The 21,207-nt window shown below is 40.3% G+C and carries 20 protein-coding genes; 10 read left to right on the top strand and 10 right to left on the bottom strand.

All coding sequences use genetic code 11. The features are described 5' to 3' along the window. Positions 1-10: 10 nt before the first annotated feature. Positions 11-1,003 (bottom strand): ABC transporter substrate-binding protein, encoded by a 993-nt coding sequence (locus AC1PJP_RS14135; RefSeq protein ID WP_086354862.1) that lies wholly within the window; start codon positions 1,001-1,003, stop codon positions 11-13. Positions 1,004-1,660: 657 nt separating this feature from the next. Between AC1PJP_RS14135 and AC1PJP_RS14130 the strand changes: the two genes are divergently transcribed. From AC1PJP_RS14130 to hpxO, 3 genes are all read left to right on the top strand, one after another. After that, positions 1,661-2,674: an isopenicillin N synthase family dioxygenase gene (locus AC1PJP_RS14130; protein ID WP_005305900.1), complete on the top strand. Its 1,014-nt coding sequence runs from the start codon at positions 1,661-1,663 to the stop codon at positions 2,672-2,674. A 233-nt stretch (positions 2,675-2,907) separates the two neighbouring features. Next, positions 2,908-3,624, top strand: coding sequence for a FadR/GntR family transcriptional regulator (locus tag AC1PJP_RS14125; protein ID WP_002113694.1), 717 nt, complete (start codon positions 2,908-2,910; stop codon positions 3,622-3,624). 192 nt (positions 3,625-3,816) lie between these two features. Further along, entirely contained in the window at positions 3,817-4,974 is a 1,158-nt protein-coding gene (hpxO, locus tag AC1PJP_RS14120) for an FAD-dependent urate hydroxylase HpxO (protein WP_479767352.1), read from the top strand. 98 nt (positions 4,975-5,072) lie between these two features. Here the strand turns inward: hpxO and AC1PJP_RS14115 are convergent, their stop codons facing one another. The 7 genes from AC1PJP_RS14115 to abaQ all read right to left on the bottom strand — a co-directional run bounded on the left by AC1PJP_RS14115 (position 5,073) and on the right by abaQ (position 12,963). Continuing rightward, positions 5,073-6,368: a hypothetical protein gene (locus tag AC1PJP_RS14115; RefSeq protein ID WP_479767350.1), complete on the bottom strand. Its 1,296-nt coding sequence runs from the start codon at positions 6,366-6,368 to the stop codon at positions 5,073-5,075. 176 nt (positions 6,369-6,544) lie between these two features. Then, a complete protein-coding gene (locus tag AC1PJP_RS14110; protein ID WP_005305912.1) occupies positions 6,545-7,918 on the bottom strand; it encodes a nucleobase:cation symporter-2 family protein in 1,374 nt (457 codons plus the stop codon). Positions 7,919-7,968: 50 nt separating this feature from the next. Next, positions 7,969-8,304, bottom strand: coding sequence for a hydroxyisourate hydrolase (gene uraH / locus AC1PJP_RS14105; RefSeq protein ID WP_005305915.1), 336 nt, complete (start codon positions 8,302-8,304; stop codon positions 7,969-7,971). After that, a complete protein-coding gene (gene uraD / locus AC1PJP_RS14100) occupies positions 8,304-8,804 on the bottom strand; it encodes a 2-oxo-4-hydroxy-4-carboxy-5-ureidoimidazoline decarboxylase (RefSeq protein ID WP_479767348.1) in 501 nt (166 codons plus the stop codon). The genes uraH and uraD overlap by 1 nt, the downstream gene beginning before the upstream one ends. Positions 8,805-9,064: 260 nt before the next feature. Then, positions 9,065-10,639: an aldehyde dehydrogenase (NADP(+)) gene (locus tag AC1PJP_RS14095; RefSeq protein ID WP_479767346.1), complete on the bottom strand. Its 1,575-nt coding sequence runs from the start codon at positions 10,637-10,639 to the stop codon at positions 9,065-9,067. A gap of 10 nt (positions 10,640-10,649) precedes the next feature. Further along, positions 10,650-11,648, bottom strand: a complete 999-nt coding sequence (araD1, locus tag AC1PJP_RS14090; protein WP_479767344.1) for an AraD1 family protein — start codon at positions 11,646-11,648, stop codon at positions 10,650-10,652. A 10-nt stretch (positions 11,649-11,658) separates the two neighbouring features. Then, the gene (gene abaQ, locus AC1PJP_RS14085; RefSeq protein ID WP_479767342.1) at positions 11,659-12,963 is read right to left on the bottom strand and encodes a multidrug efflux MFS transporter AbaQ; all 1,305 of its coding nucleotides are present in this window, start codon (positions 12,961-12,963) and stop codon (positions 11,659-11,661) included. Between the two features lie 169 nt (positions 12,964-13,132). Here abaQ and AC1PJP_RS14080 point away from each other — a divergent pair, with 169 nt between their 5' ends. Both AC1PJP_RS14080 and AC1PJP_RS14075 read left to right on the top strand, forming a co-directional pair. Beyond that, a complete protein-coding gene (locus tag AC1PJP_RS14080; protein WP_479767340.1) occupies positions 13,133-14,866 on the top strand; it encodes an IlvD/Edd family dehydratase in 1,734 nt (577 codons plus the stop codon). Positions 14,867-14,949: 83 nt separating this feature from the next. Next, positions 14,950-15,666 carry a FadR/GntR family transcriptional regulator gene (locus tag AC1PJP_RS14075; protein ID WP_002113901.1) on the top strand — a complete coding sequence of 239 codons (717 nt, stop codon included), beginning with the start codon at positions 14,950-14,952 and terminating at the stop codon, positions 15,664-15,666. A gap of 65 nt (positions 15,667-15,731) precedes the next feature. Here AC1PJP_RS14075 and AC1PJP_RS14070 read toward each other — a convergent pair whose 3' ends face one another. Then, entirely contained in the window at positions 15,732-16,526 is a 795-nt protein-coding gene (locus AC1PJP_RS14070; RefSeq protein ID WP_479767338.1) for a TorF family putative porin, read from the bottom strand. Between the two features lie 81 nt (positions 16,527-16,607). After that, complete coding sequence (locus AC1PJP_RS14065; protein ID WP_005305939.1) at positions 16,608-17,522, bottom strand: LysR family transcriptional regulator; 915 nt, start codon at positions 17,520-17,522, stop codon at positions 16,608-16,610. Positions 17,523-17,622: 100 nt separating this feature from the next. Between AC1PJP_RS14065 and AC1PJP_RS14060 the strand changes: the two genes are divergently transcribed. From AC1PJP_RS14060 to AC1PJP_RS14040, 5 genes are all read left to right on the top strand, one after another. After that, on the top strand, positions 17,623-18,729 hold the full coding sequence (locus AC1PJP_RS14060) for a muconate/chloromuconate family cycloisomerase (protein ID WP_192835654.1): 1,107 nt from the start codon (positions 17,623-17,625) through the stop codon (positions 18,727-18,729). 23 nt (positions 18,730-18,752) lie between these two features. Next, positions 18,753-19,043: a muconolactone Delta-isomerase gene (gene catC, locus AC1PJP_RS14055; protein WP_004701431.1), complete on the top strand. Its 291-nt coding sequence runs from the start codon at positions 18,753-18,755 to the stop codon at positions 19,041-19,043. A gap of 159 nt (positions 19,044-19,202) precedes the next feature. Beyond that, complete coding sequence (gene catA, locus AC1PJP_RS14050) at positions 19,203-20,123, top strand: catechol 1,2-dioxygenase (RefSeq protein WP_134263071.1); 921 nt, start codon at positions 19,203-19,205, stop codon at positions 20,121-20,123. 134 nt (positions 20,124-20,257) lie between these two features. Beyond that, positions 20,258-20,929 (top strand): 3-oxoacid CoA-transferase subunit A, encoded by a 672-nt coding sequence (locus tag AC1PJP_RS14045; protein WP_479767335.1) that lies wholly within the window; start codon positions 20,258-20,260, stop codon positions 20,927-20,929. An 18-nt stretch (positions 20,930-20,947) separates the two neighbouring features. Further along, positions 20,948-21,207 (top strand): CoA-transferase (locus AC1PJP_RS14040; RefSeq protein WP_311078407.1); only part of this gene is annotated, 260 nt, incomplete at its 3' end.

Raw genomic sequence — 21,207 nt, 5'->3', positions numbered from 1 at the left:
TTAACCCTAACTACTTGGCAGTTTTAACAAACTGTGTGGTATAAGCAGTTTTCCAGTTGGTTTGAGCTTTTAACAAACCAGCGTTCACCATAAAATCTCGTGTGGCTTTCCAACGCGCATCGGTCATGACCCCGATTCCTTGTGTTTTAGCATCTCCTCCATCAATCAGTTTGAGTTTGCGCATCTGACCTACTGCAAAGGCCAGCAGATCATCTTTCATATTTGGGTTTTCTTTTTTAATCAGACTATTCCCTAATCGAGGATCAGCTAAATAGTTTTTCCATCCCTCCATCGATGCCTGAACAAAACGACGCACAACATCTGGCTTGCTTTGAATCAGATCATTACGTGTAACTAAAATACCGCCATAAGCTGGATATCCAGCATCAGCAAATAAAAAGAAATTACTTGAAGGTTCTGCTTTTTTTGCCTGAAAGACTTCAGAGGTTGCATAGGCTTGCTGTGCCACATTTTTGCCAGCTAAAAATGGCTGCATATTGAAGGTATAAGGGCGGGCCTGCGCTGCATTTAATTTATATTTCCCTTTTAACCATGGCCACCAGCTTGCTTGCCCACTGGTTGAAACAAGAATTGTTTTGCCTTTTAAATCTGCCAAGGACTTTACATCGCTATGAGTTAATACACCTTGTGGATCAAACTGAAATGGTGCCGCAACTGCTTTGATTGGAAAATTACTTTCAATACCCTTTAAGACTTGTAAATCATAATTAATTATAATGTCGGCACGTTTGGACAATAGTAAGGTCATATTATTGACCTGTGGCCCACCAATTTTAATATCGACATCGAGTCCGTATTTTTTATAAATTCCTTGTGCAAGTGCCTGATAATATCCACCTTGCTCAGCTTGTGCATACCACGTGGTTTGTAGAACAAGTTTATCGACAGCATAACTGGTTGAACTAAAAATTGTTCCTAGCCCCAATAATGCACTTACAATAACAGTACGTCGCCCTTTGCCTACATAGTGCTGAATATTCATAAATAAGCCCCCTAAATCTGTATTGATTTATTTTGCTATTCTTTTTAGGGGGGCAATCAATGTATCAAATGCACATTTCTCTCAAAACCAAGATGGTTTTGTCCCCAAAAGAGGAACAGCAAACGCTGTAGAGCAATGTCCCGCATGTTTACTACACACTGACCGCTTATACTCAGGAATGAATTAGCAAGCTCTGTGCCAATTTTGATTTCATTTTATTTTTCATAGTAATAATCTAATTTGGGCTTATTTTTAATCATGCCTCAATGAACAAACTGCGTTAATTAATTTGTTTTATATGCGGCTTAGTGGTGCACTAGGTCATCATTAATGCACTTCACAGGTGCTTTTCTAGCATAAGAGCTTTTTGATTATTCATCGCTGATTCATCTTAAATGCAATATTGCTCTCCCCATCTCAACTTCAAAACCTATCCTTATAAATTGGCACAAAAAGTGCTACATGCTCTATGTCAGAGTAGAAGCGTTCAGCATAGTAGTAATATTAATTGCTATGTGGGTCATTGCTCAGAAAACAGCTCATGTTCTTTGCATAAAGTTATCTTTTATTAAGAACGTGTGGCTCTTTTTTGAATGTGACCCATCTATTTCAATCTATTTGATTGGGTCACGATTATCCAAAATATGAGGTTGAAATATGAATAGCGCCAATATGACTCCCGTAGCTGAAAATGACTACGGCTTAGAAGAACTGCAAAAAGAAGCTCGTATGGGAGCTTTTGGTCAAGAGACCTTTGAACGGGAAGTCCGGGTCATTAATTTATCAAATTTTGAACAACGTAAATATGAAATTGCGGACCAACTCTGGTCAGCAGCTACCGATATTGGCTTCTTTCAAGTATCGAATCATGGGATTCCACTTGAGCAAATTCAAACTGCATTTGAAATGACACAACAGTTTTTTAATCTGCCAGAATCAATTAAAGCTCGCTACCCACTCAATCGCAATGCAGGTTGGGAAAGTAAGGCACAGGTTCGTCCATCGACTAGTACACCAGACCAAAAAGAGTCTTATCAAATTACCCGCCCACGTATGGAAGGTCTTTATCCTAGTCAAGAGGAGTTACCTAATTTTAAAGATACCATGCTGGAGTTTGAACATGCATGCTGGCAAGTTGGCATGAAAATTTTATCTTGCTTTGCTTATAAACTAGGTTTTGTCGATAACTTCTTTACTCTTGCTCATGACCCTGATCAAGAAAGCTACCAAAGTACCTTAAGAATGCTGCACTACTACGCAATTGACCCTGCTCTTAAAGATCAATTAGGTCTATGGCGTGCAGGAGCACATACAGATTTTGACTGTTTAACGCTACTGTTCCAACGTAAAGGACAAGGTGGCCTGCAAGTTTGTCCGGGTAAAGATATGGAAGAACAGCAATGGACCAGCATTGAGCCACGTGATGATGTAATTACCTGTAATATCGGTGATATGCTCACGCGTTGGAGCGATGATCAACTGCCTTCTAATTTTCATCGTGTTAAAAATCCTGAAACAAATGAATATCAAGGCGCACGTTATAGTTTGGCATTCTTCTGCCAAGCCAATGAAGATATGATCATTGAAGGGCCACAAAAGAAATATCCGGCCATTACAGCTAAAGAATATTTAAAACAAAGAATTAGCGCAAACTTCAACGGAAAGTATTAAAAGTACTGTGTACGGTCAGAGATAAATAGTCTCTGACCGTTCTGAAGTTTCAGCAATACATATTGTCATTAATCATTCTTAAACTTTTTATCCTTATTCAATAACGTAATATCCAGTTCAACTGGTCTGATCTGTTATTAAAAATACGGCTAATTTTAAGCACGTGCACCAACAAATAGATAAATTTTGTGTAGAATCAAATTATTTATTTATATATTTACGGTATGTTGCTTATGAGCCCACAAGCTATGCTCAATGGAAAATCATCTCAGGTGACTGAGCAAGCGGTGGAAATCATTTATCAACGCATTCAACAAAATACTTATGCAGTCGGGTCTGCCTTACCCTCACAACGTGAGCTTGCCATTCAATTAGGAATCAGTCGTGCTTCTTTACGTGAAGCATTAACCCGCCTCGCCGCTTTAGGTCTATTAGAAATCAAAGCAGGTAAAGGTGTTTACGTTATTTCACAGCATAGCCAAGCCGCAGAACAATGGGATGGTGAACATCGTGTATCACTTAAAGATTTCTATCAATTACGCTATGTACTAGAAAGTTTTTGCGCACTTCTCGCATGTGAGTATTTAACTGAAGATGATAAGTCCATCTTACAGCAACATTACCAATCATTAGCAAGTGCAATCAAAGAACAAAACTGGCAAGCAGCCTCTGAATTCGATTATGCATTTCATCAACATATTATTGAACTTAGTCATAATCAATCGATTATTCAAACACTTAAAATACATACAGACTGGATTAAAAAGAGTCAGATCCTACCCTTTGTTCAACCCAATCTGGCATTTAAAACCATTCATGAACATGAATTAATTCTGCAAGCTTTATTTAATCAGGACTCAGCAGCAGCTGAAAAAGCTATGCAAGCACATATTATTGGTGCCGCACAGCGTGCTGGTGTGTATTTTTCCAGACATAACAGCGCAATATAATCATAAATTCCAAATTTGTAGTGCTATGCACTACTTTGCTCCATACTTTGAACCACATCAATACCACTTTATTAAGATTGCTTTTTAATGAGGCAATATTACTGGTATGACCAGTAAAACCAGTTAATAAAATTGGCACACTTCTCGCTTAGAACCGTTTAGAAACTTACTTAAATACTTAGGATCTGAACAATGAATATTGCGATTGTAGGTGCAGGTATGGGCGGTTTAACTGCTGGTATCGCTTTAAAAAAATTTGGTCATCAGGTCACAATCTATGAGCAAGCAGCCGAAATATTACCTGTTGGCGCTGCCATCTCACTTTGGTCAAATGGTGTTAAGTGTCTCAACTATCTTGGTTTAACGGATCAAATCCAGAAACTAGGTGGACAAATGGAGTCTTTAGCATATCTTGATGGCCTTAACCAACAAACCATGACCCAATTTAGTTTGTTACCTTTATATAAAGAAGTAGGCCAACGTGCCTATCCTGTCGCTCGAGCTGATCTACAACAATTATTAATGCAGCAATTTGGTCTGGAAGACATCAAACTCGGTATGAAAATGACTGCAATTGAAGCTCATCAAAATGATGTCACCATACATTTTCAGGATGGTTCGCAGATTACAGCCGATCTATTGATTGATGCAGATGGTACACATTCACTTACGCGGCAGTTTGTACTGGGTCATCAAGTTGAACGTCGCTATGCTGGCTATGTAAATTGGAATGGATTGGTTGATATTGATGAGCAGATTGCACCAGCCATGCAATGGACCACATATATTGGTGAAGGTAAACGTGTATCACTCATGCCCGTTGCACAAAATCGTTTCTATTTCTTCTTTGATGTGCCGCTTGAGGCTGGACTGTCAAATCAGCGTGAACATTATAAGCAAGACCTTAAAATGTATTTTAGTGGTTGGTGTGAACCAGTACAAAAACTCATTGAGCGTTTAGATGAGAAAAAAACCAATCGTGTCGAGATCCATGATATTGAGCCTTTTATGAATTTCTATAAAGGACGTGTAGTACTCTTAGGTGACGCCGCCCATAGCACGACTCCGGATATTGGACAAGGTGGCTGCCAAGCCATGGAAGATGCGATTTATCTTGCTCGTGCCTTACAAATCAATACCTTTGGTTTAGAAGATGCTTTGAACCGCTATCAAAACAAACGCAATGATCGTACTAAGGAAATGGTGTTAAGAGCCCGAAAACGTTGCGATGTGACACACATGAAAGACCCGAAAATCACGCAAGAGTGGTATGAATCTTTATATCAGGAACAAGGTACTCACATCATGCAAGGGATCATCAGTAATATTATCGGCAATCCTCTCGACTAAATATTTAAATACTTTCCCCCTCTATAGGGGGATTTTTTAACCCATAAAAAAAAGTGCATATTTCGATTTAAATATGCACTGGATGCTATAAAACACAGTTAAAACTTATAAGACAGTGCAAAACGGTTTTGTAAGAAATTTTTGTCATAGCGTGGTGATGTTTGGATACCTGCAAAATTGCTGACACTAAAACCTTTTAAAGCTCCCGTAAAATTATAAATACCAAACAACATGTATTCAGATTGATTTCGACTCGCGACATTTTCCGACTCTTTTAAGTCCATAAATGAATAACGCGCGCCAGCTATCAACTGATCTGTTAATTTACCTTCTAAAGACAACATCAATGCATTACCTGAACCTAAATCTTGAGTGCTGGTGAAAAATGGCTGGGCAAAAAGTTCACCTGAAGAGGTTTTAGCTGCATAGGGTGTTAGTAATGCCCCATTCAAATAACTACCCTGATCTGGTTTTATATAGTTATACGCGACTTTTAGACTGGCAGTAGGCATAACCTTAAACGCAGCCTGCACACCGAAAATTTGGCTATTAACCTCTCCAGCAAGTGCTTTGCCCTGATCTTTACCTGAAATATACTGTATTGAAAATTCAGGACTATAATTAAGTTTTGGAATTGCCAAATCAGCTTGGGTATAAATTAGACGAGTATAGTCGTCATAATTTTGATACCAAAATTGCGTTTTTAAACTTTTATCATTGGCTAAATTAAAGCGTTTCCCTGCACCAACCGACCAAACCCCATTGGTTTCAACATTTGAATTTTGACGAGAAGTTTTGTTGAACTCATCCTCGCCATAACTTTTATATTTATTTACTTTAGTGAAACGTAAGAAATCATAATTATTGCCAATCTGTACATCAGCGGCCTGATATAAAAACATTAATACACGACGGTCAGCATAATCGCCCATAAAAGGTAAATTTAGCCGTTGGTTACCAATCGTCACTCTAGCCAAATCGTTTTTCCAGCTTACATAAGCTTCTGCTAGACCATCCCTATCTTCTTGTAATTCTGGCACTTCATCATTTTCATTTTTATCATCCAGTCGGCGTTGTATGTCATATCCCACAGCTGCCTGTATGCCATAAAAAGGAGCTGTTTCATATTTAATATACCCACCAATGACGGTCGTATCCTGATTTAAATTATTCACAAAATAGCCATTATTAAGTGAGTAATATGCAGATTTAACTACCCCATGAATACTGCCGCATGCAAATGCTGCACCTATACGGTCAATTGAATCATTACTCGCCTGGCAATCCTGCTTTAGATTAAATAGGCCATTCAGACTGGTATCAGCAGCCCATACTGGCACAGTAGCAGCCATGCTCAGCATAAGTAATGCCGATTTTAATTTAAAATTTCTCATAAAATTCCCCTGTAAGATTTGGTTTAAAAGTCGCTTATGGTCTTTCAAAAGACCTGTTTTTAACCTTTTTAAAGTCAAAATCCCCCTAACCTATTCATCATTGAATAAGCGACCTTTGAATTTTTGCGAATGAAAATGCGGTTAAATTAGAATGTCTAATGCCTAACCGGTGTCGATCAATGCCCTGAATTTATGGGCGTAGTTGCAACATCAACGGACTTTTTGCTAAACGGTAAGTGGTTAAAAATAATATTGAGCAAAATGGCAGTGATACAGGCAGAACTAATACCTGAATGTAATAGGGTTTTTACCCATGTCGGAAATTGCGCATAAAACTCTTGGTTTACAATTGGAATCATGCCGATTGTGAGTGAAGTAGCCACAATAATCAGATTTTTATGATCGTTATAATCTACTTTGGCTAGAGTTCGTATTCCACTGGCAGCAACAGTACCGAATAATACAATGCCTGCTCCACCTAAAACCGGCATCGGAATTGATGCAACAAAGCGGCCAATAACAGGTAATAAGCCCAAGATAATTAAAATTCCACCAGCTGTTGCGACTACAAAACGGCTTTTAATGCCTGTAATTGCAACCAGACCTACATTTTGAGCAAAGGCGGTTTGCATGAATGAACCAAAGATTGGGGAAATTGCACTCGATAGCATATCTGCACGTAGACCATCACCTATGCGTTTTGAATCAACTTTAGTTCCAACGATTTCACCAATCGCAATAATATCGGCCGTGGTTTCAGTCATGATTACCAAAGTAACAATTACCATGGAAAGAATGGCAGAAAATTCAAATACAGGAGAACCAAAATGGAAGAAACTTGGAAAAGCAAAAATAGGACCCGTACTTACGCTTGAGAAGTCAGTAAAGCCTGCAATATAGGCAATTACTGTACCCAAAACGATTGCTGCAAGAATCGCAAGGCGGCGCAGAATCTGATTTTGCAACATACTAAAAATAATCACAATCGCTAGCGTAATTACCGCCAAACCAGTATTAGTCGGATCTCCCCAGTTTTCAGCTTTCGGGTTTCCCCCCATAATCCAGCGGATCGCAACAGGTGTGAGCGAAATACCAATCATGGTAATGACGCATCCTGTAACCACAGGTGGAAAGAAGCGGATAATTTTTGCAAAGAATGGTGTAATCAACAAACCAATTAGAGATGCGACAATCACCGCACCAAACGCAGATGGCAAACCACCACCGGTACTCACAATTGCTAAAATAGTGGCAACCCCAGCAAAAGACACCCCTTGCACAATCGGTAGTTTTGCACCGAAATATTTAAAACCAATGGTTTGTATAACTGTAGCGAGACCTCCCACAAATAAGGCAGCAGCCACTAACAAGCCAATCTCTGAAGCATCTAGACCAGCAGCTGCACCAATAATCAATGGCGGTGCAATAATTCCACCGTACATGGTCAACACATGCTGCAAACCATATAAGATGTTTTTATTCATCCCTAAATATTGATGTTCTGCTGAGATATGTGGATCTCGTTCTGGATTTATATTGTCTTGATGCATGGGTTAGTTCCTCAAATTAAATTCATGATGTCCATATTGCTTGGGTTGATTTAGCTGCCACGATATGTTGAATATGAAAAAGGACTGATCAATAGAGGCACGTGATAGTGCTGGTGAATATCATTGACTTTAAAATCAATACAGACTCTCGGGTAAAAGCTATTGGTATTTAGGGCCTTAAAATAATCCGCCACTTCAAAAACCAATTGATAATGACCACGAATAAATGAGTCGAGATTGAATGCTTGAATACGTCCATCTGCATCAGTGAACTGTTCATCGATTAAAATATATCCATGGCTCGTTTCCTCAAATAACTTCACCAATACTTGAGTTGCTGGCTGGCCGAGTGATGCATTTAAAATATGTGTGCTGATACCCGCCATTATTGAATCTCCTGATTTAAGCGAAGAAGTGCAATTTCACTTAGTTGCTGCCTCACTTCGGTTTGCTCTTGCTCCACTGTGTTTACTAAACGACGTTGTAACTCAGACAAAATCTGTTGCCCGGAACGTCCTGCGGCACGAATCAGAAAAATATGTCCAAATTTGTACTCGTAATCTAAATTGCCCTGATATAGAGCTAGTTGTAATACAGCATCTGTTTCTATCTGTGCTTGTTCACGTTGGGAGAATTGCTGTTCTTTTCCGGACAAAACTGCCGCTGCTTTTTTCTCCCCAATACGTGGATGCTTAGCCAACGCTTCAGAAATTTCCGACCATTGCCAAGTAGCAGCTTGCTCACCTGCTGCCTGATAAAGCTGTTCTTTAGAGGAATAAGGACGTTTCTGGATCAATTCAGAAACCCAAGTCGGGATATGCACACAGGCTTGTAAGATCAGCCGAGCCTGGCTAGAAGCTAATTGATTAAAAGTTTCGAGTTGCATATCCGCTCCAATTTAATGCATTGTCTGACTGGTCTGACCAGATGCATTGAATTAAGCAACAAATATGCCAGTTTAAATGAGATAGGCTTTCTAATAGTTCCACATTCAATCGGTTTAAAACTACGTCAGGCTTATTTAAATGCGAATAAAAGAAATAAAATTCTTTCAAAATAACTTTATGTAGACTTTTGCACAGTATCCTTAGGGATAGAAAGCAAGAATAAAAAAGAGACCAGTTTGTGGTCTCTTTTTTTAATTGATTAGATAGCTTCTCTGGTTATCTCACCATTCACTAGCCTTAAAATCTGTAATGGGTTGCTATCTTTTAAAGCTTCCGGCAATAAACTTTGCGGATAGTTTTGGTAACACACAGGTCTTAAGTAACGGTCAATTGCCAAGGTTCCAACAGAGGTACCTCTTGCATCTGAAGTTGCTGGGTATGGCCCGCCGTGCACCATGGCATCACACACTTCAACTCCTGTTGGATAACCATTTATGAGTAATCGTCCAGCTTTTTCCTCTAACACTGGAACTACATCTGCAAACTCGGTTAAGTCAGTTTCATCTGCAATTAAAGTCGCAGTCAGCTGACCATTCATGCTTTGTAACGCTTGCAAAAGTTGGGCTTTATCTGCCACTTCAATGACCACTGTTGCTGGTCCAAAGATTTCTTCTTGCAGAAGCTGGTCGCCTGCTAATAAGAGTTCAACATCCGCTTTAAAAAGTTGAGGTTGTGCCTGATTGCCTTGCTGGGTTTGACCTGCCAAATGCTTAATGCCTTGATGCTCAGTTAAATGCTCAAGACCATCGGTATAGCTTTTTAATGTTCCGGCATTCAGCATAGTTTGTGCAGGTTTGCCACCCATAATTTCAGTCAGGTTGCTAATGAGCTGAGTAAACTCGGCTGATTCAATACCTAAAATTAAACCCGGATTGGTACAGAACTGGCCACAGCCTAAAACGACTGAATCTGCCAAATCCTGTGCAATTTTTTCACCACGGGTTTTCAGGGCTTCTGGCAACATCAGCATCGGGTTAATGCTGCTCATTTCAGCAAAGACCGGAATTGGTTGTGGACGGGCCGCGGCCATGTCACATAAAGTGCGACCACCACGAAGTGACCCCGTAAAACCTACAGCCTGTATTAAAGGATGTTTCACTAGTGGCTCACCCACACCATTACCGTAGATCATGTTAAATACACCTTTAGGCATATCTGACTTTTCTACGGCACGTTCGATTGCCTGAGCTACAAAGTCTGCTGTCGCCATATGCCCACTGTGAGCCTTTACCACGACAGAACAGCCTGCGGCGAGTGCCGAAGCCGTGTCACCTCCTGCGGTTGAGAATGCTAAAGGAAAGTTACTCGCCCCAAAGACTGCCACAGGACCAACACCGATTTTAATCTGGCGCAAGTCTGGGCGCGGTAAAGGCTGGCGCTCAGGTAAAGCGGTATCAATACGGGCACCTAAAAAGTCGCCACGGCGCAGCACTTTGGCAAATAAACGCATTTGTCCACTGGTACGGCCACGTTCACCTTGTAAGCGTGCAATTGGCAAAGCGGTTTCTTGGGAAACAATTTCTAGAAAATCTGTGCCCAAGGCATCAAGTTCATCGGCAATATTTTCTAAAAAAGTAGCACGCTGTTCAGGTGAAGTATGGCGGTAAGTCTTAAAAGCTTGGCTTGCTGCATCACAAGCCTGATTGATGTCTTGCTCGGTTGCATGATGAAATTCATAAGTTAAAGCTTCGCCCGTTGTTGCATCCACACTTTTCAATAAAGTTGTACCTTGTGCACTACGTGAACCGCCAATAAAGTTGTGTCCGATAACCATTTTATATTCCTTAGAGTGTGATAACTGAACCGATCGGTAGCTCGGGTTGCATATGAGCAAGTTTGTTTTTGAGTTGAAGTCCGAATTCTTTCATTTCTATTTCAAACTCATCGTTGACTTTTGCTCGAATACCATCAGCAAAAGATAGAGTAGCTGTACCGAAATAATGGATATGAACATCCCCTGCTTTTAAGAATTGTTGATACTTAAAGTGGTGATATTCCAGATTTGCTAAGCTATGGCACATATTGTCTTCACCCGACAAAAACTCTTTTTCCCAAATGATTTGTCCATCACGGCGCAAGCGGCTGGTTCCCACTAAATGTTTCGGTAATTCGCCTGTTCGTAAAGCTGGACCAAAACTACAAAAACGTAATTTTGAATGGGCCAGATATAAATAATTACGGCGCTCCATCACGTGATCAGAATATTCATTGCCCAGCGCAAACCCGATTCGGTAAGGCTTTAAGTCTTCTCCAATAACATAGAGGCCTGCGATTTCAGGTTCTTCGCCGCCGTCTTCGGCAAATAGTGGTAAAGGTAATTCAGCTCCCGGCCTTACCACAATTGAACCGTCGCCTTTATAAAACCATTCCGGTTGTGCACCGATCTGACCTTGTGCTGGACGGCCCTTTTGAAGGCCCCATTGAAATATCCGCATGGTGTCGGTCACCGAGCTGTCATCGCTTAAATTTTGTTGATGCATTTTGTCGCGTGCAGATGCAGAACCTAAATGGGTTAAGCCTGTACCCGAAACTAGACAGTGTGTTGGGTCTGGATGGTCTAAAGGCGGCAGTACCTTTAAGTCAGCTAATAAAGATGAATAATCATAGGTCTCCGCTTCAAACCCTAACGCCTCAACTTGTTGCTCCAATGAAACTTTATTGCGGATTGCTAAAAGTGCTAAATCACGAACCGATTGAATATTTTTAATCGGATATGCCATGTTGCCTTCTACTTTGGCAACAGCACGTTGATTTGCACGATTTTCAAATTGAATAATTTGCATGTTTTATTCCTTACAAAGGCTTTTGAATATTCACAGTTTGTGTTTTTTGACGTTCGAGCTTGGCATAGACGATGTAAGTCAAAATCAAGCCAAAAAGCATGACGATAGATAAGAAATACAAACCAGCAGCCATATTTCCCGTGTATTCTTTTAAAAGTCCGATGCCAAATGGCCCGACATAGCCACCTAAATTTCCGACAGAATTGATTAAGGCAATGCCAGCCGCTGCACTCGCGCCTGTTAAGAAACGGCCCGGTAATGTCCAAAACACGGCAGTTGAGGAAAATAGGCAGAACGCAACCACAGCCAAAGCAGCCAACTGCATGACTGGAGAATTTAGCCAAGCACTTAAAAACATTGCACAAGCGCCTAGTGCGTAGAGAAAACTTAAATGTCCATAGCGATCATTTAGACGATCGGTACTACGCGGAATAATGAGGAGTCCAATAATTCCAAAAACGTAGGGAATGCTAGATAAGAAGCCAATTTGAAGATCAGTACCACCTCCAAATTGCTTAATAATAGAAGGCAACCAGAGATTTAAACCATAAATACTTAAAGTTACTGGTAAATAGTAGAGTGCTAATAAAAGTACGCGTTTGTCTTTTAAGGCATGCAATGGATTGGCATGTCGGGTTTGGTCATATTCGGCTTCATCTTTAACAAGTTCATTTTTAAGCCATTGTTTTTGTTCAATGCTTAACCATTTCACTTTGTCAATGTTATCGGGCAGCCACAGGAATGTCGGTAGAGCTAATAAAACTGCAGGTAAGCCGACTGCAATGAATAACCATTGCCAACCATGTAAGTTTGCGATGCCATCCATTCCAAGTAATAGACCAGCTAAAGGCCCAGCAATCATCATGGCAATGGGTTGTGAAAGTACAAACATTCCCATAATTTTTCCGCGATGCCGCACCGGATACCACTGTGTAATTAGGTATAAAACACCAGGGAAAAAACCTGCCTCTGCTACACCGAGTAAAAACCGTAAGAGATAAAAACTTTTAGGGCCTTGAATAAGCGCCATGGCCATGGTGATGAGGCCCCATGTCAATAAAATGCGGGTAAACCATTTACGAGCACCAAATTTGTCTAAAAGCAAATTACTTGGAACTTCAAACAGAAAATATCCAATAAAAAATAAGCCAGCTCCTAGACCATAGGCTGCATCACCAATTCCTACATCGGCCCCCATATGCAAATGGGCAAATCCGACAGCGGCTCGATCAATGTATGCCACCAGATATAGTATGACTAATGCAGGTATCAGCTTAAACGTGACCGTCCGTATTACATCCTTTTCGAAATCCATGTTCGACTCCATTTCCTATTATTTACTTATAGAGCATCTTGCTCGTAAATTATCCTTTCAATTTAAAATATAGTAATACTATTTAAATTTCAAACCTTTTAAAAATAAAATTTATAGTGTATTTTTAATTTAATAAATTTAAATAGTAATACTATATAGGGAAATTTGTATGAATAATAAACAAGTTCTTCGTTCGGCTTCTTGGTTTGGTACAACGGATAAAAATGGCTTTATGTATCGCAGCTGGATGAAGAACCAAGGAATTCCAGATCATGAGTTTCAAGGCAAACCGATTATTGGAATTTGTAATACGTGGTCTGAACTCACTCCATGTAATGCGCATTTTCGAAAAATTGCCGAACACGTAAAAAAAGGAATTTTAGAAGCGGGCGGCTACCCTGTTGAGTTTCCTGTGTTTTCAAATGGTGAGTCTAATTTACGTCCTACCGCCATGTTTACACGCAACTTGGCCAGTATGGATGTTGAGGAAGCTATTCGTGGTAACCCTATTGACGGCGTAGTGTTACTGACAGGTTGTGACAAAACCACACCTGCCTTATTAATGGGGGCTGCAAGCTGTGATATTCCTGCCATTGTAGTAACTGGCGGTCCCATGCTGAATGGTAAGCATAAAGGTAAAGACATTGGTGCAGGTACTATCGTTTGGCAAATGCATGAAGAGTTAAAAGCAGGCAAAATCGATTTAAATGAATTTCTATCTGCCGAGTCTGGTATGTCGCGCTCGGCTGGTACGTGTAATACCATGGGCACCGCTTCTACAATGGCGTGTATGGCTGAAGCCCTAGGCACTTCTTTACCACACAATGCGGCGATTCCAGCGGTAGATTCTCGCCGTTATGTATTGGCTCATCTTTCTGGTATGCGCATTGTTGACATGGTTCATGAAGATTTACGACTTTCCAAAATCTTAACCAAAGAAGCTTTCGAAAATGCCATTAAAGTCAATGCAGCTATTGGTGGTTCAACCAATGCCGTAATTCATTTAAAAGCAATTGCCGGACGTATTGGGGTTGATTTACAACTCGATGACTGGAATCGTGTGGGTCGAGGCATGCCAACCATTGTTGACTTACAGCCTTCGGGTCGTTTTTTAATGGAAGAGTTCTATTATAGCGGCGGCTTACCAGCCGTAATCCGTCGTATGGGTGAAGCCAGTCTCTTACCACATCCACAGGCTTTAACCGTAAATGGTCAAGCCATTTGGGAAAATTGCCAGCAATCACCTATTTATAACGATGAAGTAATTCGGAAAATAGATAACCCAATTCGACAAGATGGCGGTATGTGTATTTTACGCGGTAATTTAGCCCCTAAAGGTGCGGTGCTTAAACCGTCTGCCGCAACACCAGAACTGATGAAACACCGTGGTCGTGCAGTCGTATTTGAAAACTTTGATGATTATAAAGCCCGCATTAATGACCCAGACCTTGATGTCGATGAAACTTGTATTCTTGTGATGAAAAATGCTGGGCCTAAAGGCTACCCTGGTATGGCAGAAGTTGGAAATATGGGATTACCTCCAAAGGTTTTAGCTAAAGGCATTACTGACATGGTTCGTATTTCCGACGCACGGATGAGTGGAACAGCGTATGGCACGGTGGTTTTACATGTTGCCCCTGAAGCTATGGCGGGTGGGCCTTTGGCTGTAGTTCAAAATGGTGACTTTATTGAACTTGATGCCTATGCTGGAAAACTTCACCTAGAAGTGAATGATGAAGAACTTAAACAACGTCTTGAGAATTTAGCACCTCCAGCTCCGCCAAGTTTTATTGGTGGCTACCGCAAACTCTATGTAGAACATGTTTTACAAGCAGACGAAGGTTGTGATTTTGATTTCTTAGTCGGTTGCCGAGGCTCGGAAGTTCCACGTCATTCTCATTAATATTTATTCTTGAAAAAGATGATCTTGTTAAAACACAAGGTCATCTATACCATAGGATATTCAACATGTCGTAATAGTGAAATATGAGTAAAGCTGACTATAAAAATCCTATTCCAAGCAAAAGCCAACATGCATTAATTGTTCAACAATTGGGATTAAAAATTGTTTCTGGAGAAATTTCAGAAAATGAAAAACTCCCAAGTGAAGTTGATTTATGTGAGGAATATAAAGTCAGCCGCCCTGTCTTTCGCGAAGCAATCCGTGTTTTAAACGCGAAAGGCTTAACTTACTCGAGACCAAAAATCGGAACTGTGGTGAGACCTAAAGAAGAATGGCATTTGCTCGATCCTGATGTATTGTTTTGGTTGATTCAAACCACGCCTGAACATGAGTTTTTTAAAACCCTTTCTACCGTACGACGCGTTTTGGAACCTGAGCTTGCTTATATTGCGGCAAGTACGGCAAACGAAGAAGATATTGAACGCATTAAACATGCCTATGATGGAATGGAAAAAGCGACAACTGTTGAAGAGTTTATAGAGCCAGATATTCAATTTCACTTGGCAATTGCCAAAGCAACGCATAATGACTTATTGGCTTATATGTCGAAAATGCTGGTTTTACCTTTACAACAATCAATTCAAGTCACCAGTCTACGTCCAAATTTACAAGGCCATTCACTACCTAGACATAAAGCAATTTTAACTGCCATTGAAAATAAAGATCCGCTTTCTGCTCGCCATGCTTCACTGGTTCAGTTAGATGATACTAAAATGGCATATGATTTAATTAAAAAATAATTTTTATATATTAAATATTTAGCCTGGCCACTCAAAACAAAGTAATCAGGCTTTTTATTTATAAATTAGAACACCTTTTTAACTGAAACAGTAAATGTCGAATCAATCGGATTTGAAATTGGTGCATCCGGCTCACCATTACTATACTTTTTATAGTAGCTATTTTTATCCCATGCTTTGGTATAGGCTAATCCTGTGGTCCAGCCATCACCTAAATCTTTAATAAGCTCAGCTTTAACATCCTGAAAGTTAGATTCTGAGAAGTTTTTGATTCTTTCATAGCCATAATGGGCACCAAAAGTCCAAGTGTCACCGATCGGCTGGGTAAAGTTAAGATCTAAATAACTTGAACCTCTCGACCTTTTACCAGCAGGTCCACCCATAGTTTTAGAGTTATAACCGGCATAGTCTGGTGTGTACGTAACAAAGTATTTAAGACTTAAAGGACCATAACCAATTTGAGGTACGATTTCACCATAGTTATAACTGCTACTCCCCGTTTCTGGTGTACTTTTCGCGCCTGGGTAGTAGTAGTAAAAAACCGACATCCCGATTGAAAATTTATCGATTGTTTTTAAATAACCTGTATAAAAATCCCATTCAACCGAGGCATCTCGCAAATAATTAGAGCTTACACTTGATGCCCAAGTCCCGACAAAAAAACCATTCGGGTTGGCATAATCCAGTCCACCTTGCAAAGCAGGTTTACCCCAAGTTTGTTGAAACCCACGTGAAATATATTGACTCGCGAAGGTTACATTTGCAATGTATGGAGAAATTTGTTCTTGTTCATTTAATTGTTCAGCATGTACAACACCAATAGACATAATGAGAGAAGCTGCGCCTAAAATTTTTCTCATCTATTAATTCCTTTTAAATATTACCTATAATCTTAAAGTTTTAAAATAACATGATAATTCAATTTAAAACGTATTAAAAAGTTATAAATTTAGATTTCTCGACACTTCTTCTTGGCTATAGATTTCTTCAATACAATCTAAAATTTTAGGAATATAAGAACTTTGGTCCATGTTTCGCATAGATAGAGAAATGGGACTATAAGCCTCTAAGTCTAAGATATTTAAATAAGTTAGATTCTTCATTCCAATATCACAGGCACTTTCTGGAATAATACAAATACCCTCGCCCGATGCTACCAAACCAAGCGCCATATGAATTTCTCGTACTTCGGTCAGCTTGGCTGGGATTAAACCTAACTTGGTAAATAAAGCTTGAATAGTGGTCGAAAAATTAGGCTTAGGTGTCGTTGGATAAGAAAAAATCGTCTCATTAATAATTTGAGATAGGTAAATTCCTGAATCTTGAAATTCACTTAATGGATGCTTTTTATGAATCGCGAGTTTTAATTTTTCTTTGCGAAGTAAAAGCCTTTTTATCGCTGGATCACTAATGGGTAAGCGACCAAAACCTAAATCGATTTTACCTAACTTTAAAGCCTCAACCTGATCTCTTGTGCCACATTCAATAAGCTCGACATGAATGTCAGGATTCTTTTGTCTAAATAGATAAATGACCTGTGGTAAACGCCCATACAGAAGTGAACTGACATAGCCAACTTTCACAATGTTCTCTACCAACTTCATTTTTTTAGCCATCGAAGCAGCTTGAGCGGTATGCGTTAAAATTTGAACGGCATGTTGGTAAAAAAACAGCCCTGCTTCTGTCACTTTTAATGGACGCGATCCTTTCACAAACAAATCAATGCCTAATTCTTCTTCTAGTTTTTTGATTTGACGCGTGAGTGGTGGCTGGGCAATAAAAAGCTTCTCAGCCGCTTTAGTCAGACTTTGTTCTTCCACAACGGTAACAAAATAACGTAGATGTCTTAATTCCATTAATATACCTTTTTAGTATCTTAAAATACCGTTCTATATCTATTTTAGGCTATTACATTCTTCTATGGTATGTAAACAAGTTCGTAATAGTTGAAACTTCATGTATAGAACCATAGAAACCATACTTGTGGATATTCCAACTATCCGTCCTCACCAGCTGTCTGTGACTACCATGCGTACTCAGACTTTGGTGCTCGTTAAAATTACGACCACGGATGGTATTGTCGGTTGGGGTGAAGCCACCACCATTGGTGGGCTGAACTATGGTGAAGAAAGTCCTGAGAGTGTCAAAGCCAATATTGATACCTACTTTGCACCATTACTGACATCAGTTAAAGATTTAAATGTTGCACAAACCCTCAAACTGATTCGTAAAAATATTAATGGTAACCGCTTTGCCAAGTGTGCCATTCAGACTGCCCTACTTGATATTCAGGCCAAACGTTTAGGTGTGCCATTAAGCGAAGTTTTAGGTGGACGTCTGCGTAATAGTTTACCTGTACTTTGGACGCTTGCGTCTGGTGACACTGAAAAAGATATTGCTGAAGCTCGCAAAATGATTGAGCTGAAGCGCCACAACATGTTCAAACTTAAAATTGGTGCACGTCCTTTACAGCAAGATGTTGACCATGTGATTGCGATTAAAAAAGCACTAGGTGCAGATATTAGTGTACGTGTTGACGTAAATCGTGCATGGTCAGAGCTTGAATGTATTCAAGGTATTCAACAGCTACAAGATGGTGGAATCGATTTAATCGAGCAGCCATGTGCAATTCAAAATACCGAAGCACTTGCTCGCCTCACCCAGCGTTTTGATGTCGCAATTATGGCAGATGAAGCCTTAACTGGTCCTGACAGCGCATACCGTATTGCAAAAAATCATGGTGCAGATGTATTTGCCGTGAAAATTGAACAATCTGGTGGCCTGATCGAAGCTTGTGAAGTTGGCAAAATTGCTGGTTTAGCTGGAATCGACCTATATGGCGGTACCATGCTTGAAGGCCCTGTAGGAAGTATTGCTTCTGCTCATGCATTTGCAACTTTTGAAACGTTAGCGTTCGGTACTGAATTATTTGGTCCGTTATTACTGACCGAAGAAATTTTAAAAGAGCCGCTACGTTACGAAAACTTTGAATTGCATTTGCCAACAGCTCCGGGCTTAGGCATTGAAATTGATGAAGATAAGATTGAGAAATTACGTCGTTAAGGCAACAGGATAAGGAGTTTCCCATGTTATTTCATGTACGTATGGATGTGCATATTCCACTTGATATGCCAGCCGACAAAGCAAATGAAATTAAGGCCGTTGAAAAGGCTTATTCACAAGATTTACAACGCCAAGGTAAATGGCGTCACATCTGGCGTATTACAGGCCAGTATTCAAATATCAGTATTTTTGATGTTGAGAGCAATGAGGAATTGCACAACATTTTACAGGGCTTACCTCTCTATCCATATATGGACATTGAAGTGATGGCAATGAACCGTCACCCATCTTCTGTTCGTGATGATGATTCGTAAACCAAAAAATTTTTTAAATGTGATCTCTGAAGTCCATTTAAAAACCAAGCAGATTATTCAGAAGGTAACAAGGAATGTGGCAGCACTTATTCGCTAGCAAAACAAAATGCCCGCAGCGCTGCCACCCAAAACCGTATTGCATACTTAAGGAGTTTTAGTATGAACCGTCAACAAATTGATGCGCTTGTAAAACAAATGAATGTCGACACTGCTAAAGGTGAAGTCGATGCACGTGTTCAACAAATTGTTGTGCGCCTTCTCGGGGATTTATTTCAAGCCATTGAAGATTTAGACATCCAACCTTCAGAAGTATGGAAAGGTTTGGAATATTTCACAGACGCAGGTCAAGCAAACGAACTTGGTCTTTTGGCAGCTGGTTTAGGTTTAGAGCACTATCTTGATTTACGTGCTGATGAAGCTGATGCAAAAGCTGGCGTTACGGGTGGCACACCACGTACCATCGAAGGCCCACTTTATGTAGCTGGCGCGCCTGAATCTGTTGGCTTTGCGCGTATGGATGATGGTACAGAATCTGGCAAAATCGATACCTTAATTATTGAAGGTACTGTGACCGATACTGATGGCAAGATCATTGAAAATGCCAAAGTTGAAGTATGGCATGCCAACAGTTTGGGTAACTATTCATTCTTTGATAAGTCTCAATCTGACTTCAATTTACGCCGTAGTATTTTGACTGATGCTGATGGTAAATATGTTGCATTAACCACGATGCCTGTTGGTTATGGTTGCCCGCCAGAAGGTACAACTCAAGCCCTTCTTAACAAATTAGGCCGTCATGGTAACCGTCCATCTCACGTTCACTACTTCGTTTCTGCGCCAGGTTTCCGCAAGCTGACTACTCAATTCAACATTGAGGGTGATGAGTACTTATGGGACGACTTTGCCTTCGCAACTCGTGACGGTTTAGTGGCAACAGCAGTTGATGTAACTGACCCTGCTGAAATTCAACGCCGTGGTTTAGATCACGCTTTCAAACACATCACATTTAACATCGAACTTGTTAAAGATGCCGCTGCCGCTCCTTCAACTGAAGTTGAACGTCGTCGCGCTAGTGCTTAATTGAAAGTGTATGTGAGTTAAAAGTTCGCTTTTGACTCACAAAATTTACTCCATTTATTACTACCATTAAGAATTTCAATAAATTTTTAGCGGTAGTAATACATCACGTTACCTCATGCTCTAAGGTTTCTCACATGATTGACAAAAGTAAGTCCTCACTAAGCGAGGTTCTATCGCAGATTAAAGATGGTGCAACCATTCTGATTGGTGGTTTTGGTACCGCAGGACAACCCGCTGAACTCATTGACGGTCTTATTGAACTGGGTATTAAAGATTTAACGATTGTTAGTAATAATGCCGGTAATGGCGACTATGGTTTAGCTAAATTGCTGAAGGCTGGTTCAGTTAAAAAAGTGATTTGTTCTTTCCCACGTCAGTCAGACTCTTATGTGTTTGATGAATTGTACCGTGCCGGAAAGGTTGAGCTTGAAGTAGTACCACAAGGTAATCTGGCTTGTCGTATTCAGGCGGCGGGTATGGGACTTGGTGCTGTGTTTACCCCAACAGGCTTTGGAACTCTTTTGGCTGAGGGCAAAGAAACCCGCGAGATTGATGGGAAGAACTATGTCCTTGAATATCCAATCAAGGCTGACTTTGCCTTAATTAAAGCTTACAAGGGCGATCGCTGGGGCAATCTGGTTTACCGTAAATCTGCACGTAACTTTGGCCCAATCATGGCCATGGCTGCTGATGTCACGATTGCTCAGGTTTCCGAAGTGGTTGAGCTAGGCCACCTAGATCCAGAGCACATCATCACCCCAGGTATTTTTGTACAACACGTTGTACAAGTAGCGCCAGCACAGTAAGCAATAAGGAGAAATAACATGAGCTACCAGAAACTCAGCCGTGACCAGATTGCAAAACGTGTGGCACAAGACATTCCAGATGGTGCCTATGTGAACTTGGGTATTGGTTTACCAACCAAAATTGCGAGCTATCTACCTAACGACAAAGATATTTTCCTTCATTCTGAAAATGGTCTATTGGCTTTTGGCCCACCGCCAGCGGCAGGTGAAGAAGACCCTGAACTGATTAATGCGGGTAAAGAGTTTGTGACCATGCTTGAAGGCGGCAGCTTTTTCCA

Source organism: Acinetobacter sp. V116_7 (assembly GCF_056735735.1).
This window is presented reverse-complemented; position numbering and strand designations above follow the sequence as displayed.

Excerpts from the sequence above, each read along its gene's own strand:
- AC1PJP_RS14135 (WP_086354862.1), bottom strand. The coding sequence starts at position 1,003 with ATGAATATTCAGCACTATGTAGGCAAAGGGCGACGTACTGTTATTGTA.
- AC1PJP_RS14130 (WP_005305900.1), top strand. The coding sequence starts at position 1,661 with ATGAATAGCGCCAATATGACTCCCGTAGCTGAAAATGACTACGGCTTA.
- AC1PJP_RS14125 (WP_002113694.1), top strand. The coding sequence starts at position 2,908 with ATGAGCCCACAAGCTATGCTCAATGGAAAATCATCTCAGGTGACTGAG.
- hpxO (WP_479767352.1), top strand. The coding sequence starts at position 3,817 with ATGAATATTGCGATTGTAGGTGCAGGTATGGGCGGTTTAACTGCTGGT.
- AC1PJP_RS14115 (WP_479767350.1), bottom strand. The coding sequence starts at position 6,368 with ATGAGAAATTTTAAATTAAAATCGGCATTACTTATGCTGAGCATGGCT.
- AC1PJP_RS14110 (WP_005305912.1), bottom strand. The coding sequence starts at position 7,918 with ATGCATCAAGACAATATAAATCCAGAACGAGATCCACATATCTCAGCA.
- uraH (WP_005305915.1), bottom strand. The coding sequence starts at position 8,304 with ATGGCGGGTATCAGCACACATATTTTAAATGCATCACTCGGCCAGCCA.
- uraD (WP_479767348.1), bottom strand. The coding sequence starts at position 8,804 with ATGCAACTCGAAACTTTTAATCAATTAGCTTCTAGCCAGGCTCGGCTG.
- AC1PJP_RS14095 (WP_479767346.1), bottom strand. The coding sequence starts at position 10,639 with ATGGTTATCGGACACAACTTTATTGGCGGTTCACGTAGTGCACAAGGT.
- araD1 (WP_479767344.1), bottom strand. The coding sequence starts at position 11,648 with ATGCAAATTATTCAATTTGAAAATCGTGCAAATCAACGTGCTGTTGCC.
- abaQ (WP_479767342.1), bottom strand. The coding sequence starts at position 12,963 with ATGGATTTCGAAAAGGATGTAATACGGACGGTCACGTTTAAGCTGATA.
- AC1PJP_RS14080 (WP_479767340.1), top strand. The coding sequence starts at position 13,133 with ATGAATAATAAACAAGTTCTTCGTTCGGCTTCTTGGTTTGGTACAACG.
- AC1PJP_RS14075 (WP_002113901.1), top strand. The coding sequence starts at position 14,950 with ATGAGTAAAGCTGACTATAAAAATCCTATTCCAAGCAAAAGCCAACAT.
- AC1PJP_RS14070 (WP_479767338.1), bottom strand. The coding sequence starts at position 16,526 with ATGAGAAAAATTTTAGGCGCAGCTTCTCTCATTATGTCTATTGGTGTT.
- AC1PJP_RS14065 (WP_005305939.1), bottom strand. The coding sequence starts at position 17,522 with ATGGAATTAAGACATCTACGTTATTTTGTTACCGTTGTGGAAGAACAA.
- AC1PJP_RS14060 (WP_192835654.1), top strand. The coding sequence starts at position 17,623 with ATGTATAGAACCATAGAAACCATACTTGTGGATATTCCAACTATCCGT.
- catC (WP_004701431.1), top strand. The coding sequence starts at position 18,753 with ATGTTATTTCATGTACGTATGGATGTGCATATTCCACTTGATATGCCA.
- catA (WP_134263071.1), top strand. The coding sequence starts at position 19,203 with ATGAACCGTCAACAAATTGATGCGCTTGTAAAACAAATGAATGTCGAC.
- AC1PJP_RS14045 (WP_479767335.1), top strand. The coding sequence starts at position 20,258 with ATGATTGACAAAAGTAAGTCCTCACTAAGCGAGGTTCTATCGCAGATT.